The sequence below is a fragment of the Flavobacterium chungangensis genome (genome assembly GCF_042654045.1).
Classification (GTDB): Bacteria; Bacteroidota; Bacteroidia; order Flavobacteriales; family Flavobacteriaceae; genus Flavobacterium; species Flavobacterium chungangensis.
The window spans coordinates 17,824-33,740 of sequence record NZ_JBHSFY010000019.1 but is presented as its reverse complement, the minus strand read 5'-3'; the positions used below and the strand labels follow the sequence as shown (position 1 = coordinate 33,740).

General features: G+C 34.4%; 12 protein-coding genes. 8 read left to right on the top strand and 4 right to left on the bottom strand.

The window, feature by feature from the left end; genetic code table 11:
• Window positions 1-12 precede the first annotated feature (12 nt).
• Window positions 13-2,319, bottom strand: a complete 2,307-nt coding sequence (locus tag ACFO3N_RS22910) for a TonB-dependent receptor (protein ID WP_379801182.1) — start codon at window positions 2,317-2,319, stop codon at window positions 13-15.
• 191 nt (window positions 2,320-2,510) lie between these two features.
• Between ACFO3N_RS22910 and ACFO3N_RS22905 the strand changes: the two genes are divergently transcribed.
• From ACFO3N_RS22905 to ACFO3N_RS22880, 6 genes are all read left to right on the top strand, one after another.
• Entirely contained in the window at window positions 2,511-3,542 is a 1,032-nt protein-coding gene (locus ACFO3N_RS22905; protein ID WP_379801180.1) for a helix-turn-helix domain-containing protein, read from the top strand.
• A 526-nt stretch (window positions 3,543-4,068) separates the two neighbouring features.
• The gene (locus ACFO3N_RS22900) at window positions 4,069-4,383 is read left to right on the top strand and encodes a hypothetical protein (protein WP_379801178.1); all 315 of its coding nucleotides are present in this window, start codon (window positions 4,069-4,071) and stop codon (window positions 4,381-4,383) included.
• 23 nt (window positions 4,384-4,406) lie between these two features.
• Window positions 4,407-4,964, top strand: a complete 558-nt coding sequence (locus ACFO3N_RS22895) for a 2'-5' RNA ligase family protein (protein WP_379801176.1) — start codon at window positions 4,407-4,409, stop codon at window positions 4,962-4,964.
• A 204-nt stretch (window positions 4,965-5,168) separates the two neighbouring features.
• Complete coding sequence (locus ACFO3N_RS22890; protein ID WP_379801174.1) at window positions 5,169-6,092, top strand: helix-turn-helix domain-containing protein; 924 nt, start codon at window positions 5,169-5,171, stop codon at window positions 6,090-6,092.
• 359 nt (window positions 6,093-6,451) lie between these two features.
• On the top strand, window positions 6,452-7,174 hold the full coding sequence (locus ACFO3N_RS22885) for an SDR family oxidoreductase (protein ID WP_379801173.1): 723 nt from the start codon (window positions 6,452-6,454) through the stop codon (window positions 7,172-7,174).
• A 346-nt stretch (window positions 7,175-7,520) separates the two neighbouring features.
• Window positions 7,521-8,285, top strand: a complete 765-nt coding sequence (locus ACFO3N_RS22880; protein ID WP_379801172.1) for an SDR family NAD(P)-dependent oxidoreductase — start codon at window positions 7,521-7,523, stop codon at window positions 8,283-8,285.
• Between the two features lie 264 nt (window positions 8,286-8,549).
• Here the strand turns inward: ACFO3N_RS22880 and ACFO3N_RS22875 are convergent, their stop codons facing one another.
• The 3 genes from ACFO3N_RS22875 to ACFO3N_RS22865 form a co-directional block, all read right to left on the bottom strand.
• Window positions 8,550-9,023, bottom strand: coding sequence for a hypothetical protein (locus ACFO3N_RS22875; RefSeq protein ID WP_379801170.1), 474 nt, complete (start codon window positions 9,021-9,023; stop codon window positions 8,550-8,552).
• A gap of 123 nt (window positions 9,024-9,146) precedes the next feature.
• Window positions 9,147-9,851 (bottom strand): LytR/AlgR family response regulator transcription factor, encoded by a 705-nt coding sequence (locus tag ACFO3N_RS22870; RefSeq protein WP_379801169.1) that lies wholly within the window; start codon window positions 9,849-9,851, stop codon window positions 9,147-9,149.
• Complete coding sequence (locus ACFO3N_RS22865; RefSeq protein ID WP_379801167.1) at window positions 9,848-10,885, bottom strand: sensor histidine kinase; 1,038 nt, start codon at window positions 10,883-10,885, stop codon at window positions 9,848-9,850. The genes ACFO3N_RS22870 and ACFO3N_RS22865 overlap by 4 nt, the downstream gene beginning before the upstream one ends.
• A gap of 174 nt (window positions 10,886-11,059) precedes the next feature.
• Here ACFO3N_RS22865 and ACFO3N_RS22860 point away from each other — a divergent pair, with 174 nt between their 5' ends.
• Entirely contained in the window at window positions 11,060-12,445 is a 1,386-nt protein-coding gene (locus tag ACFO3N_RS22860; protein ID WP_379801166.1) for a TolC family protein, read from the top strand.
• A 12-nt stretch (window positions 12,446-12,457) separates the two neighbouring features.
• Entirely contained in the window at window positions 12,458-15,748 is a 3,291-nt protein-coding gene (locus ACFO3N_RS22855; RefSeq protein WP_379801165.1) for an efflux RND transporter permease subunit, read from the top strand.
• Window positions 15,749-15,917 lie beyond the last annotated feature (169 nt).

The window sequence follows — 15,917 nt, the reverse complement described above, 5'->3', positions numbered from 1 at the left end:
TTTGTATTAAATTTAATTATTTGATTTACTGAAGTAATATCTCAACTTGATGTAAAAAGCTCTACTTGGTTTTTGTAAGGAGAAATTATCGTAAAGCTTATTGTCTAAAAGGTTTTTACATTCTAAAGCAATATTGTATTTTCCGTTTGCCATAGTATAGACTGCATTTAAATCATGGCTAAACTGTTGCGGAATTTCCAATTTACTGTCTTTGCTTCCCATACTTGGCCAAGACAAATAGTACGTATGCACATAAAGCAAGTTGTAACCAACAGAAAGATTGTTTCCTTTTTTCCAAACATTATTAAAGAACATTGTCGCATCTGCATTACCAAATAAATAAGGCATATTCGGAATCCTGTCATTATAAAAAGGAGATACGTAGTTCTGATTAGGCTCGTACATTGTTTTGTTTCTAATGTTCTGGTATGTAGCATTGAAACCAGCCGTAAAACGATTCGAGTATGAATATCTTACCTCACCATCAATACCGTAATTCGTCACTTTTCCCTGATTGACATTGGTTGTCATGGTTTGATTATTATTCAATGTCGGACGAATAAAGTCTACTGCATTTCTATGCAAAAGATTTACATCAAATGATAAAGCATTCTTTTCGCTAAAACTCGTCTGATAACTTGCTCCTACATTATAATTGTTGCTCGATTCTGGTTTCAAAGCAAGATTTCCTTCTAAATTATCATTGACATTACCAAAGATTTCCTCTGGACTTGGCAATCTATATGTCTTTTCATAAGAAGCTTTAATCTGCAGGTTACGTTTTAAATAATAACTAGTAGCCGCTCCATAACCCGTGGTAGAAGTATGATCTACATATTTCTGATAAGCAATATCTCCCGTCGCTCCCGAAGGATTGTAACTTCTTGAATAAGTAGTTTTTAATGAATAATCTTTTAAGAATACAGAAGTACTCCACTTGTCATTATAATCCAATTTATACCCCAATCCTAAAACATTTTTCTGCGTTTTTTTAGGCTGTTTATAAACCAATGATTCAGGAACCAACTCGTCACTTTCTTTACGATCGAACGTATTAAACGTATTATTGACCATAAAAGAGTGTCTGTCATTAAGTGTATAAGTTGCATTGGCAGTTGCTATACCATTGTTGTTATAGAACTTACGAAGCGTTCGGCTTCTTTCTCCTCCCGCACCTTCATATTGTTTGTAATCGCCAAACCAATTGTATCTTCTAAAAACAGTATCAATATTCTGTTCGTATCCAAAATTGTAATTACCTGTTACATTTACATTCAGGCCTTTAGTAAATAAATCTTTAACCTGATATTTTAAAGTTGGCATTACAATGCTTCCTTTTCTGTAAATCTTTCCAAAAACACTTACCATTCTTGCACCAGTCTGAATATCTGCTTGATTTTCTCCACCAGTAAAACCAATCATTAATTTATCGGCATATTTTTTACCCGTTACCCCAACATTTACAATTACGGTTTCGTTACGGTATTTATCGTGAAAACGTCTCACTCTTTGATTGGGAAAATAAGCTCCCGTATTTAAATCGGCTACATCTACATTTACCCAGTAATTATTATCTGAATAGTTCTGAAAAGCATTAATTTCTGTTGTAAAACCGCTTTTTGCCGTATAACCCGCATTGATGCTTGAACGATGCGTATTAAAAGATCCGAATGAATAAGAAGCATCTACAAAAGTTCTTGGTTTACTATTCGTTACAATATTTATTGCACCACCCAAAGCATCTCCTCCTAGCCAAATGGGCACAACACCTTTGTAAACCTCTACACGATCGGCAAGATTGATCGGAATATTATTCATTTGAAAAGAAGAACCGAAATTATCCATCGGAACTCCATCAATAAAAACTTTAATCTGATTTCCTGAGAATCCGTTTATAGAAAGCTCCGATCTAGAACCTACTCCGCCCGCTTCACGGTTACGCACCCCAGAAACACGATCCAAAGCATGCGATAAATCTAAAGTTGAGTTGTGTAGTTTTCTAGCATCAATGGCAGTTACACTATAGGATTGTTTATTTACTTTATCCGTTTGAGATCTTCCTAACACGGTTACACTTTCTAACTCTTGCAATTCGCCTTCCATTTTAATTGAAACATCCAAATTGCCTGAAACTTCAATCTGTTTTTTCTGAACTGCAAATCCCATTGCGGAGATTTTTAATGTATGTTTTCCTGATGGTACATTTTTTAAAATATAGTTTCCATTTTCATCTGAAATAACACTTAAACCTGTTTTCTCGATGATAACTGTTGCAAACGGAATTGTTTCTCCAGAATTTTCAACAACTTTTCCAGACACTGTGAAACCCTGATTTTGCTGGGAAAATGATAAGAACGTGGTTAGAAAAAATAAACTGGCAAATAAAAATTTTTGAGTTGACATATCTTTAATTAGACTAATTATAAATAACTTTGCTGCAAAAGTACCATCAACGTCTCCAAAAAAGATAGGGAAAAACGGATTATTATTTTGTAAAAACGGATTATATTTTGAAAATCAAAGCCACTCTTCTAACTTCTCAAACGCCCATCATTAAAATTCAAATTGGAGATAAATATTATCCGAAAAGTATTTTAACCGAAGAAAATGTTCATATTGAAAATGACCATTCGGAAAAAATAATTAGTCGCCATTTCATCACCGAAGGATTGGTGCTATTAGATACGCAATTGTACTTCTCCAATTCTAAAACTATTCTTTTTGAAATTGACGAAGAATCAATTGTTATGAATTTCATTTATAGCAGTAACATAGAAGCGCATATCGATCAATTGGAAAGCGAAAAGTATTCTAAAGAAAATACTCATAATATATTTTACACCAATAATTTTAAAGGATCATTTAAGATTCCGGCTCACAAAGATGTAAACTTTCTTTCGATTATTCTTTCCAAAGATTTTTATTATAACATCATAAACGAAGATTGGCAGCTGCATGAAAAATTTTCAAAAAAAATCCTTCAGAAGCAATCCGGTTATTTAATCTCAAAATATCTTCCGTTTACACCAGCAATTCAGTGGGTAACATCCGAAATAAAAAATTGCACGAGAGAAGGTCTTTTAAAAAGAATTTATATCGAAAGTAAAATTAAAGAGCTCCTTATTCATCAACTCGAAACATTAATTATCAAACCTTTACCAGCAGAAAATATCAACGAAGAAGATTACGGCAAACTTTTAGAAGCAAAAAAAATACTAGAAAACGATTATCGAAACACACCTACTCTACCCGAACTTTCGAGACTTATTTCGCTAAACGAATTCAAACTAAAAAAGGGTTTTAAAGCTTGTTTTGGAACAACTGTAAAAAGCTATATCATCAAACTTAGAATGGAGCACGCCAAAGAATTATTTCAAGGCAAAGCCTCTACAGTAAGCGAAGCGGCGTATAAATGTGGTTATAAAGACGTTTCTCATTTCTCCGCTGCGTTTAAAAACTATTACGGATTTTCTCCCCAGAAATTTAAAATCAATACCGATATCCTTCAGTTTTGGTTTCTCGCCTTTTCATTTATATGCTAAAAATTAAGGGTTTTAAAATTCAGTCCGTCGACTTCCTCTTAAAACCCTTAAAATAAGACATTAATGTATAATCTACTTTTATACAAGTACCCACGATCAAATGAATATGTCAAAATTTAATTCAAAAAAAATGTTTCTCCAAAAAACATGAATTAGTTAAAATCTAAAAAATGATATTCTAAAAAAGGTAAAAAACAGCATTTGTTTTTAAATTTCAACATGCCAAAAGTAGAGCCCTTAAAAGAGAATACCTTACGGTTTTCCTCATTGCATGAAAAAATTAACAATATTATTTACAATTAAAAACCTTAAGTGATTGTACTGCAAAATATTGTCAAAATATACTTTAACTAAATTTTAGCATAATAAAATATCCAATTCATACATAAAACCTTAAAAAGAGCTAAAAAAAAATATTCTTGTCCTAGATTAAGTCTTTCTTTCCAAAACCCTACCTACATTTGTATGTAATTCTTTAATTAGACAATTAAAATCTCAGAACCTTAGTATCTTACAACCTCAAAAAATGAAACAACTGCAATTTTTATTACTCGGAAAAAACGAAGCTATTTTGGCTATTTTACTTCGTCTCGTTAATGCAGATGAAAACTGGAACGCAGTAGCTTTTAATAATGAAAAAGAAGCACAAGAATACTTTGAAAATAATACTATTGACATTGTTCTTTTGAGTTCTGCAATTGAAGATCATGTCGAAAAAGAATTTACTTCTTTCTGCTTAAAAAATCAGCCGAATGTTGAAGTCATTGAACATTTTGGCGGCGGAAGCGGTTTATTGAAATCTGAAATTCTGCATAGATTGCATTTGAAAGGAAAGCTTTAAATTTGTGATTCAAAGCCTCAAAAATGGAAAAAACATATTCTGTCGTATTTTATTCTAAAGCATTAGTCGAACCAGTTAAAAAATTGAAAGACTTTTTGAAAAGCAAAATCGATTGGTATAATAGCTGTAATTCTGAAGCACATATTACCATTTGTGAATTTACGATCGATGAATCCCAACTCGATTCTATCAAACAAAAGCTTTCTAAAATTTCTGACACTTTTACACCTTTTGAAGTGTATTTAAATCACTTTGACTCTTTTCCGAATGCTGGCGCTTTTTTTATTGGAGTAAATGAAGATTCAGAAAAAAATCTTGTTCCGATTATGAAAAAGATTCATGAAACTTTGAAGTTTTTAAAACTCAAAAAAAGCGACAAACCGCACCTATCAATCGGACGAAGATTAACTCCCGAAAATCTTAAAATTGCTTCTGAGCTTTTTACCACAATTGATCTTCAATTTGAATGCAATGAAATTGTTTTAAGGGAATTAGAACCGCATAAACAATTTTTCGTAATCGATGCTTTTCCTTTTGGAAGTAATCCAGAACCTGAGTTTGTGCAAGGGAGTTTGTTTTAATTGTTCTGCCACGAAGGCACTAAGGCACAAAGATTTTTTTAATAATTTTCTCAAGTGCAAAAAAATGCAATTAATGGTTTCAACCATTAGAACGCAATACAAATCAAATCCCACAACAACATAAAAAACTTTGCGACTTAGCGACTTTGTGGCAAAAATTCGCATAACATTTTTTCGTATATTTGAATTTCGCAATTCACCTATATGAAATCCCTAGATTCCTTTTACCAAGATATTACCGAAGGCTCAACTGTTGATCCCAATTCTTTATTGCCAAATGACATTCAGAAAGAAATCGGGCACTTTAATGTTTTCGACATTAAAGAACTTCTGGAACGTATGAAAGGAAAGCCTGGAATGCCTTATGACCGCAGAGCGTATTACAAAATAAGTTTGATTAGAGGCCACAACAAAGCGGAATATGCAGATAAAGTAATCGAAATCGAAAAACAGGGATTGCTATTTGCAACTCCAAAAATTCCGTACAATTATTTACCGCAAGACACCAATCAAGGCGGACAGTTTTGCGTTTTTACCAGTGAGTTTTTATCTAAAAACAAAAGCGGAATTGATCTGGATGAACTCCCTATTTTTGCTTCAGACGGATATCCGATTTTTCAGCTTTCAGATGAAGAAGTTTCAGAAGTTGAATTGATTTTCAACAAAATACAAAAAGAAATCAACTCAGATTATATTTACAAATATGATTTAATTCGAAATTATGTGGCGGAGTTAATTCACTTCGGACAAAAATTACAACCTATTACAGCTTTATATTCTAAGCACAATTCGGCAGCAAGAGTTTCTTCTTTATTTGCTGAATTATTAGAAAGACAATTCCCTATTGAGTCTCCAAATCAGCGATTAGAATTGAGAACAGCGAAAGATTTTGCGGAAAGATTATCTGTTCATGTGAATCATTTAAATAAGGTTTTAAAAGAAAACACCGGAAAAACCACGACAGAATTAATCAGTTCCAGATTAACAAACGAAGCCAAAATACTTTTAAAACAAACCGATTGGAACATCTCGGAAATTGCTTATTCCCTTGGTTTTGAAGAATTAGCGCATTTCTCTAATTTCTTTAAAAAACAAACTTCTTATACGCCGCTGGCTTTTAGATCGTAGATTATTTTGGATTTTAGAATTATTTTAGATTGCAGAGTTTAGATTTTAGATTACCACAAAGCTTGTCCTCCTGAGCGAAGTCGAAGGATCTCATGCTAAATCCATACAGTACGCCCTACTTTGCGTGTCCTTCGACTTCGCTCAGGAGGACATAAAATGAGATTAAAAGTAATGCTTTTTTTATTGCAATTGATATTGATATTTATATTTTAACTGTAATTGCTATTGATATTGTAATTATAATTGATATTGATATTTTTAATTCTGATTTGAATTTCGCAAACATCCATTTGATATTTACAACTCTCCAACTCTACTTCGCTCCTACCTTTGTCTCATCAAATTAAAAGAACGAAAAGATGAATTTATCAGACAACAAAATTTTAATTACTGGCGGTGCAAGCGGTATCGGACTTGGACTTGCCGAACGATTTATTCAGGAAAACAATACCGTGATTATTTGCGGCAGAAGAGAATCGGTTTTAAATGACGTAAAAGCAAAATTTCCTGCAATTATTACTAAAGTATGCGACTTATCTATAGAACAAGAACGAATCGCGCTTTACGAATGGATTGCAACAAATCATCCTGACTTAAACGTTTTAATCAATAATGCGGGAATTCAAAAATGGGTTTCGGTTACTGATGTTGATTTTTACGAAAGTATGAAAGCAGAAATCAGCACCAATATTGAAGCGCCTTTGCATTTAACGTCCTTATTTATTCAGTTGCCGTCGCTAAAAACAGTGATGAATGTAACCTCAGGTTTAGCCTTTTCTCCTTTTGCAAAAGTTCCCGTTTATTCGGCTACAAAAGCGTTTTTCCGTTCGTTTACACTTTCGCTTCGTCATTTATTAAAAGAAAAAAATATTGAAGTAGTAGAAATTATTCCACCAGCATTAAATACCGATTTAGGCGGAATTGGTCTTCACGATGCACATCCAAGCGTAAGCAGTTTTATCGAATCTATCTTCAAACAACTAAAAGAACACAGGCAAGAACTGACTTTCGGCACAAGCGAAACCAGATTAAACGCAAGCGCAGAAGAGTTGAGAAATCATTTTAATCTGATGCATCCATAGTTTAAATTTAAACACATAGAAACATAGATTTTTGGAGTGAATAAAGGCCTTTCGCTTTTAATAAAACACATAGCTATGTGTTAGAAACTAGTTTCTTTTTGTAATCTTTTAAAGAGAAATAAAATCTATGTTTCTATGTGTTTAAAAAATATTCGAGCTGTAAAGGTCTTCGACTACGCTCAGACTGACAAACGAAAGTAAAATACAATAAATAAAAATAATCATTGTCCTCCTGAGCGAAGTCGAAGGACATTGGTACCGTAAAGGTCTTCGACTCCGCTCAGACTGACAACAAAAAATAGCAAGTAATTCACAATTAACCATTCACAATTAACAATTAAAAAAAATGGCAGTAAATACAAAAATAGCTCTAGTTACAGGCGGTAGCAGAGGTTTAGGAAAAAACATGGCAATTGCAATTGCAAAAAAAGGACTTGATGTAATTATCACGTACAACAGCAAAAAAGACGAAGCTGATTTAGTTGTAAAAGAAATTGAAGAGTTAGGTCAAAAAGCAGCCGCATTACAATTAAACGTAGCTGAATCTGGAACTTTTGATTCTTTCTTTAAAGAAGTAGAAGCAACTTTAAAAAGCACTTTTAAAACAGACAAATTTGACTTTTTAGTAAACAATGCAGGAATTGGAATTCACAATTCTTTCGTTGGCACAACCGAAGCTGAGTTTGATCAATTGACTAATATTCAGTTTAAAGGACCATTTTTCCTAACTCAAAAAGGATTAAACCTAATGAACGACGGTGGCGGAATTGTAAACATTTCGACAGGTTTAGCAAGATTTTCATTTCCTGGATATGCGGCTTATGCATCTATGAAAGGCGCAATGGAGACTTTAACAAAATATCAAGCAAAAGAATTAGGTTCAAGAAAGATTAGAGCTAATATAGTTGCTCCAGGTGCTATAGAAACTGATTTTGGAGGTGGTGTTGTTCGCGACAATGAACAAATGAATCAGCAAATCGCTTCTGTAACAGCTTTAGGAAGAGTTGGATTGCCAGATGATATTGGCGGTGTTGTAGCCTTTTTATGTACCGAAGATGCACGCTGGGTAAATGCTCAAAGAATTGAAGTTTCTGGTGGAATGATGTTGTAAGAGGTTTCAAGTTTCAAGTTTAACCGCAAAGAACGCTAGGGATTACGCAAGGTTCGCAAAGTTTATAGACAAAGCTTTGCGAACTTTGCATTTATATAACATAAAGCTTAGAAAAAACCTTGCGCTCTTTGCGGTTAAAAAACACAAAGAATATCAACTTGAAACTTTAAACCTGAAACAAAAAAACATAAAACAAAACCCGATAAGTAACCAAAAACTCATCGGGTTTGTCATTTCAAATAATATTTGAATTAGTAAAGCGTTTTAGTTTTTTTCTACGGAGACATTAAAACCTCCCTCTGCGTCAAAAACAATATCATAAAATTTAGTATCTTTTTCTACACCGACTTCGTAGGTTGTTTTTTTCTTATCGTCTACCACCATTGCAATTTCTAGAATCGCTTTTGCTTTATAATTCTTTTTTAAATACGACTGTGCTTTTATCGGAAGCTGTTTAAACGGGATCTGCAATTCATACGCTTTCATGTTTCCGAGATTATCGTAAATCGCTACCGCTTTGGTTCTATCATCTACATTGTATCGTGCTTCATACCTGATCTCATCTGCGTCGTCACCAACATATTCTTCCGACCAGACTGGTACTTTTCCTGGATATTCCCTTTCAAAAGCAAATCGTATTTTTTCTGGAGGTGTGACCACTTTTTTCATATTGGTTCCCTCCTGCGCAATTAAAAAAGTACTGCATAAAAAAGTAAAAGACAAAAGCACGTTTTTCATAGTTTCATTTTTTAAATTAAACTTTAATAACGTATTAAATTTACTACTTTTTCTATTACGATAACATGAAGAAATTAACATTTTTTATTAGCAGAAAAAACTCCTTTAAAATCAAGCATTCAATTACAATTCAAGCTTTTTTAATCGGTCTGTTAGTTCTCTTTTATAAGTAATTCCGATTGGGATTCGCTCGTTTTTAATGACCACGAAATCTTTTTCGGTTGCATCAATTTTATCCAGCGCCACGATATACGATTTATGAATACGCATAAAACTCTTTTCTGGCAGGCATTTTTCAAACTCTGTTGTGGTGATAGAAGCCAGATACGTTCTCTTGATGGTATGAAGTTTTACGTAATTACCAAAACTCTGTGCGTATAAAAGCTGGTCCAATTCAATATCCATTAAATAGCCATCTACCTTTACACTTACAGAATTTACAGTCTCTTCTGTCTTTTGTTTGGCACTTTCGGTAGCAAAAAAACGGTCAATTGCTTTTAGAAATCTAGGAAAATAGATTGGTTTTAATAAGTAATCAATTACGCCGTAATCGTAGCTTTCCAATGCAAATTCAGAATAAGCTGTAGTTAAAATAGTTTTAGGATGCGTTGGAAGAATTTTAAGCAATTCCATTCCCGAAATCTCAGGCATATTGATGTCTAGAAACATTAAATCGACTGAATTTTCTCTAAGGTAATTCATCGCTTCAATGCCGTTATAGCCTTGAAAAACCAATTCTAACTGCGGGTTCTGCTTAATGTAATTAGCCAGAACATAATGTGCAGCGGGTTCATCATCAATTATAATACATCTTTTTGTTTCTCTCATCCTACAAACTTTTTTAGCTGTATTTCTAAATCAACAATGTAAGTCTTTTTATCGTCCTGAATGTCTAATTTATAGTCTTTTCCATAAATTAAATTCAAACGTTCGATGGTGTTTTTTAAACCAATTTTAGTCGAAATCACATCATTTTTCTTCGGAATTGAATTGGTAACATGAAGATGCAATAATCCATTTTCAACTTTAATAGCAATTTTTACAAAGCAGTTTTCAATCGCGCAAGTTCCGTGTTTAAAAGCATTTTCGATAAACGCGATTAAAAGCATTGGCGAAATTTTATACGTATAATCTTTGTCTACCGTACTGTCAAAAGTAATATCACAGCGATAACCGACACGTTCTTTTTCCAACTGAACATAACTGTTTATAAATTCGAGCTCGTCTTCTAAAGAAACACATTGTTTACTATTACTTTCTAATTGATAACGCATTAACTGCGAAACTTTCATAATTAAATCGGGTGTTCTGTCTGGAAATTCCAAACTGATCCCATAAAGCGTATTAAATGTATTGAACAAAAAATGCGGATTTAATTGTCCTTTCAATGAATTTAATTGCATTTGATTGAACAATAAAGCCGCATCGGTTTGTTTTCTATGAATACGATAAAACTTAAAAACAATAATCGGACTCAGAATGCAGACCAAAGTTCCTAAAACACTCGCCAATTGGTACGCATAACTTCTCTGATGAGAGTTTTGGTACAAATGGCATTTGGCAAACATATCCATTCTTGTAATTTCATATAATATGACAGAAAATACAAAAACTCCAAATAGCGTTAAAATAATATAGGTAAAAGGTTTATTTGCTTTGAATAAAATAGGAAGCAGAAAAAAGCGATTAAACTGGGCATGCATGTACAAAACGCAATAGAAAAATATACCCATTGCAATAGAAACGAAAGAACTAAATAACATCCAATCATTTTTTAGGGTATATATTGTAAAGGAGAAAAGGACAACGGCAACCTCCTGCCACCATTTGTTATCCAGTATGTTATCAATTTTTTTGTTCATTCTTAATTTTGAAATAGTTTACAAAGTACGAACAATTATTTAATTATTTTTTTCAAAAAATGACCAATTCAATTCGTCATTTACTAGTGCAGTACATCACTTAACCTGACTTTTATCAGTATAAGAGAAATAAATTTGTTGCTTCAAAAACATTTCTATTCACACCTTGAGTTTATGTATTTCAAAAAAATTACCTTATTATTTTTATTGATTTTTGCCTCAATCGGTTATGCTCAAACCCTGTCTTTAAAAGAAGCAATAAAGATAGGTCTTGAAAACTACGGTTCTATCCGAGCAAAAAACAATTACACCAATGCATCAAAAGAGACTCTAAAACAATCTCGCCGTGATTACCTGCCAAACTTGAATTTATCGGCACAACAGGATTACGGAACCGTAAACGGACAAAACGGACCGCTTTATGGATTTGGAGGTTTAGGAGTTGCTTCATCGGGACTTCCGTTACCAGAACAAAACTGGAACTCGGCTTTTGGCGCACTTTATTTAGTCAACATGAACTGGGATTTTTTCACTTTCGGAAAAACACAGGAAAAAATCAATTTATCTAAAATTGATGTTCAGGCTAAAGAAAAAGATTTACAGCAGGAAAAATTCCAACAGGAAATCAAAATTTCGGCTGCTTATCTCAATCTATTGGCGAGCCAGAGATTAGTGATTTCGCAGCAAAAGAACTTAGATCGTGCAGAAGTTTTCAAAAAGACTGCTGCAGCGAGAGTTAAAAACGGATTATTAGCCGGAGTCGATTCTACTTTGGCTACAGCCGAGGTTTCTAAAGCCAAAATCGCTTTAAACCTTGCTAGAAACTTCGTTAAAGAACAAAACAACAAATTAGTTGATTTAATGGGCGTTGCGCCTCAGGATTTCGTTACAGATACTTTATTTGTAACTCAGATTCCGAAGGAATTAGTAACAAAAGAAGCTTCTACAGATAGTCTTCACCCTTTATTACAATTCTATAAAACGAAAATCGATTACAGCAACCAGCAGGTTAAATTGTATAAGAGATTTTATTATCCAACCATGAGTGCTTTTGGGGTTTTACAAACCAGAGCTTCAGGATTTGACAATACTTATGCTACAGACCAAAATGCCTTTAGCAGAAACTATTGGGATGGCGTAAATCCTGATCGTACCAATTATTTGGTCGGTGTTGGAATTACATGGAATTTAACCACTCCTTTTAGATCAAGCAAACAAGTTAGCGCTCAGAAATTTGTTTCTCAGGCTTTGCAGGAAGAATACAATCAGGCCGATAGAGAATTGAAATCGCAATTGAATTTTGCCGAAGATAAAATCAAAATTACTTTGGAAAATTATGCCGAAGCACCAATTCAGGTTGATGCTGCAAAAAGAGCTTATGTTCAAAAATCGACTTTATACAAAAACGGTTTAACTGATTTGACTGATTTAACACAAACCATGTATGTTTTAAATCGCGCTGAAATCGATCGAGATATTGTCAATAACAATGTGTGGCAATCGTACTTATTGAAAGTCGCTGCAACAGGAAATTTTGACTTATTTATAAATGAATTTTAATTATAAATCCTAATGAATTTAATACGTTTTGCACTCCGCAAACCCATTTCCATTTTAGTATTGGTTGCGGGTCTATTTTTCTTCGGAATCGGTGCCATCAAAGACATTAAGGTAGACATTCTGCCAAAAATGAATTTGCCGGTTATCTATATTGCGCACCCGTTTGGAGGTTATACGCCAGATCAAATGGAGGCTTATTTTGCCAAAAACTACGTAAACGTTTTACCTTTCTCGAACGGTATCAAATCGGTAGAAACCAAAAATATTCAGGGGTTAATGATTATGAAATTAACCTATTATGAAGGAACCAACATGGCTCAGGCAGCTGCCGAGTTAAGTGCGCTTTCCAACAGAATCCAAGCGGCTTTTCCTCCGGGAACTCAGCCTCCATTTATCATTCGTTTTGATGCTTCTTCACTTCCAATTGGACAATTGGTTTTGAGCAGTAAAATACGTTCAAACAACGAATTACAGGATTTAGCCAACGTTTATGTTCGTGCTTCGTTTACTGCAATTCCAGGTTTATTATCTCCAGCTCCTTTTGGAGGAAGCCCAAGAACTATTGAGGTAAACGTTGATCCCGATTTATTGCGTTCTCATAATATGACGCCAGACCAGATTGTTGATGCGATTCGTTTAAACAACCAAACGGCTCCATCTGGAAACGTGCGTATGGGCGACAAAAACTATATTACACCAACAAATAATACCATTAAAGAAGTTAAAGATTTTGAACAGATTCCGTTATTCAAAGGCGGTGTTCAGAACTTAAAATTAGGCGATGTTGCTTCTGTAAAAGATGGTGCCGATATTACGGCAGGTTATGCTTTGGTAAACGGAAAACGTTCGGTTTACATTAGTATTGCAAAAGCGGGAGACGCTTCGACTTGGGATGTGGTTCAGAAATTGAAAAAAGAACTTCCTAAAATTCAAAGTACACTTCCTGAAGATGTAAACATTACGTACGAATTTGACCAATCGGTTTATGTAATCAACTCGGTTAAAAGTTTGATTACCGAGGGAATTATCGGTGCAGTTTTAACCGGATTAATGGTTTTACTATTCTTGGGCGACCGTCGTGCAGCTTTAATCGTAATTATGACGATTCCGATTTCGATTATTTCTGGAGTTTTATTCCTGAAATTATTCGGACAGACGATTAACTTAATGTCCCTTTCAGGATTAGCTCTTGCAATTGGTATTTTGGTGGATGAAAGTACGGTAACGATCGAAAATATTCACCAGCATCTCGACATGGGAAAACCCAAGGCACTCGCCATTTGGGATGCATGTCAGGAAATTGCTTTACCTAAATTATTGATCTTACTTTGCATTCTAGCCGTATTTGCGCCTGCATTTACCATGGTCGGAATTCCGGGAGCATTGTTCTTGCCTTTGGCTTTGGCGATTGGATTCTCAATGGTAATTTCATTCTTGCTTTCGCAGACTTTTGTTCCTGTAATGGCCAACTGGATGATGAAAGGTCATGAAAAACACGCACACGAACCAAACATTACAGACGACGAAGCAGAGTTTAACGCCTGCGGATTAACGCCTGAATCGGAGCAAAATTTAATTGGCCAGAAAAAAGATTTGGTTGAAAGAGAAGATTTCAACAACGACGGAAAAGTTACTGGTTTCGAAAAATTCAGAAATCGTTTCATGCGAACTTTAGATCGCTTGTTTGTTCATAAAAAAGCAACGACTATTATTTATCTAACAGGATCCATTATTCTGGCGATTGTATTTCTTACTTTTATCGGAAAAGACGTTTTCCCGAGAACCAATTCAAGTCAGTTTCAGTTGAGAATGCGTGCCATTGACGGAACGCGTTTGGAAAGAACAGAAGAACAAGCCAGAATTGTTTTAAAAGAATTGGAGAAAATGGTCGGAAAAGATCATATCGGAATCACATCTGTATATGTTGGCCAGCACCCTTCTCTATTCTCGATCAACCCGATTTATTTATTCATGGCAGGTTCTCACGAAGCGGTTTTCCAAGTAAGTTTAAAAGACTATCATGAAGATATGGACGATTTTAAAGATGAGTTTAGAGCAAGACTTAAAAAAGTATTGCCAGACACTAAACTTTCTTTTGAGCCAATCGAATTGACAGATAAAGTTTTAAGCCAAGGTTCTCCTACTCCAATTGAAATTCGAGTTGCCGGAAAAGACAAAAAGAAAAACGAATTATACGCGACTCAAATTGTAGACAAATTAAAAGCAATTTCGTATTTCAGAGACGTGCAAATCGGACAGCCAATTCACTATCCAGCAATGAATATTGATATTGACAGAACCCGTGCTGCCGAATTAGGAGTTGATATGAATGATATTTCGCGTTCATTGGTGGCTTCAACCTCATCTTCTCGTTATACCGAAAAAAATAACTGGGTCGATGAAAAAGCAGGATTATCGTATTCTGTTCAGGTTCAAGTGCCTTTAAATAAAATGAAAAGCAAAACCGATATTGGAGAAATTCCGGTATTGAAAAATTCGCTTCGTCCTGTTTTAAGTGACGTTGCTAAAATTACACCGGGCTTTGTAAGCGGTGAAAATGATAACTTAGGGGCTATGCCATACATTACCGTTACAGCAAACATCTATAAAACCGATTTGGGGACGGCTTCTAAAGATGTGAGCAAAACAATCAGTTCATTAGGCGAATTACCTCGTGGTTTATTTGTTACGCCAATTGGACTAAGTACTGTATTGACCGAAACATTAAGTAGTTTACAAACAGGATTATTGGTTGCCGTTTTCGTAATCTTCTTAATGTTGGCCGCTAATTTCCAATCGTTTAAAGTTTCGCTGGTTATTTTAACAACAGTTCCTGCCGTAGTTTTAGGATCTTTATTAATGCTGACAATTACAGGTTCAACGTTGAATTTACAATCGTATATGGGAATCATCATGTCGGTTGGAGTTTCTATTGCCAACGCCGTACTTTTGGTCACGAATGCTGAACAGCTTCGAAAAATAAACGGAAATGCCTTAGAATCTGCACGTGAAGCAGCTGCGTTGCGTCTTCGTCCGATTATCATGACTTCGGTTGCGATGATTGCGGGAATGTTGCCAATGGCAATTGGACACGGCGAAGGAGGCGATCAGGTTTCTCCGTTAGGAAGAGCGGTTATTGGCGGATTATTATTTTCTACTTTTGCCGTATTATTAATCCTTCCGCAGATATTTGCGTGGGCACAAGAAAAAACATCGACACAATCTGTTTCTTTAGATCCTGAAGACGAAGAAAGTATCCATTATATCTCATCAATAAGTAAGTCGAAAGTTGGAAAGTCATAACTCGTTGAGTGTAATTATTTTTTTAACACATAGAAACATAGATTTTAGTTTTAAATAAAAAAGGTAAAAGAAAAAACTAGTTTTCACACATAGCTATGTTTATTTTAAAAAGTGAAACGCCTTTTGTGCACAAAGAAAAGCTATGTACCTATGTGTTAAAAACAATTAC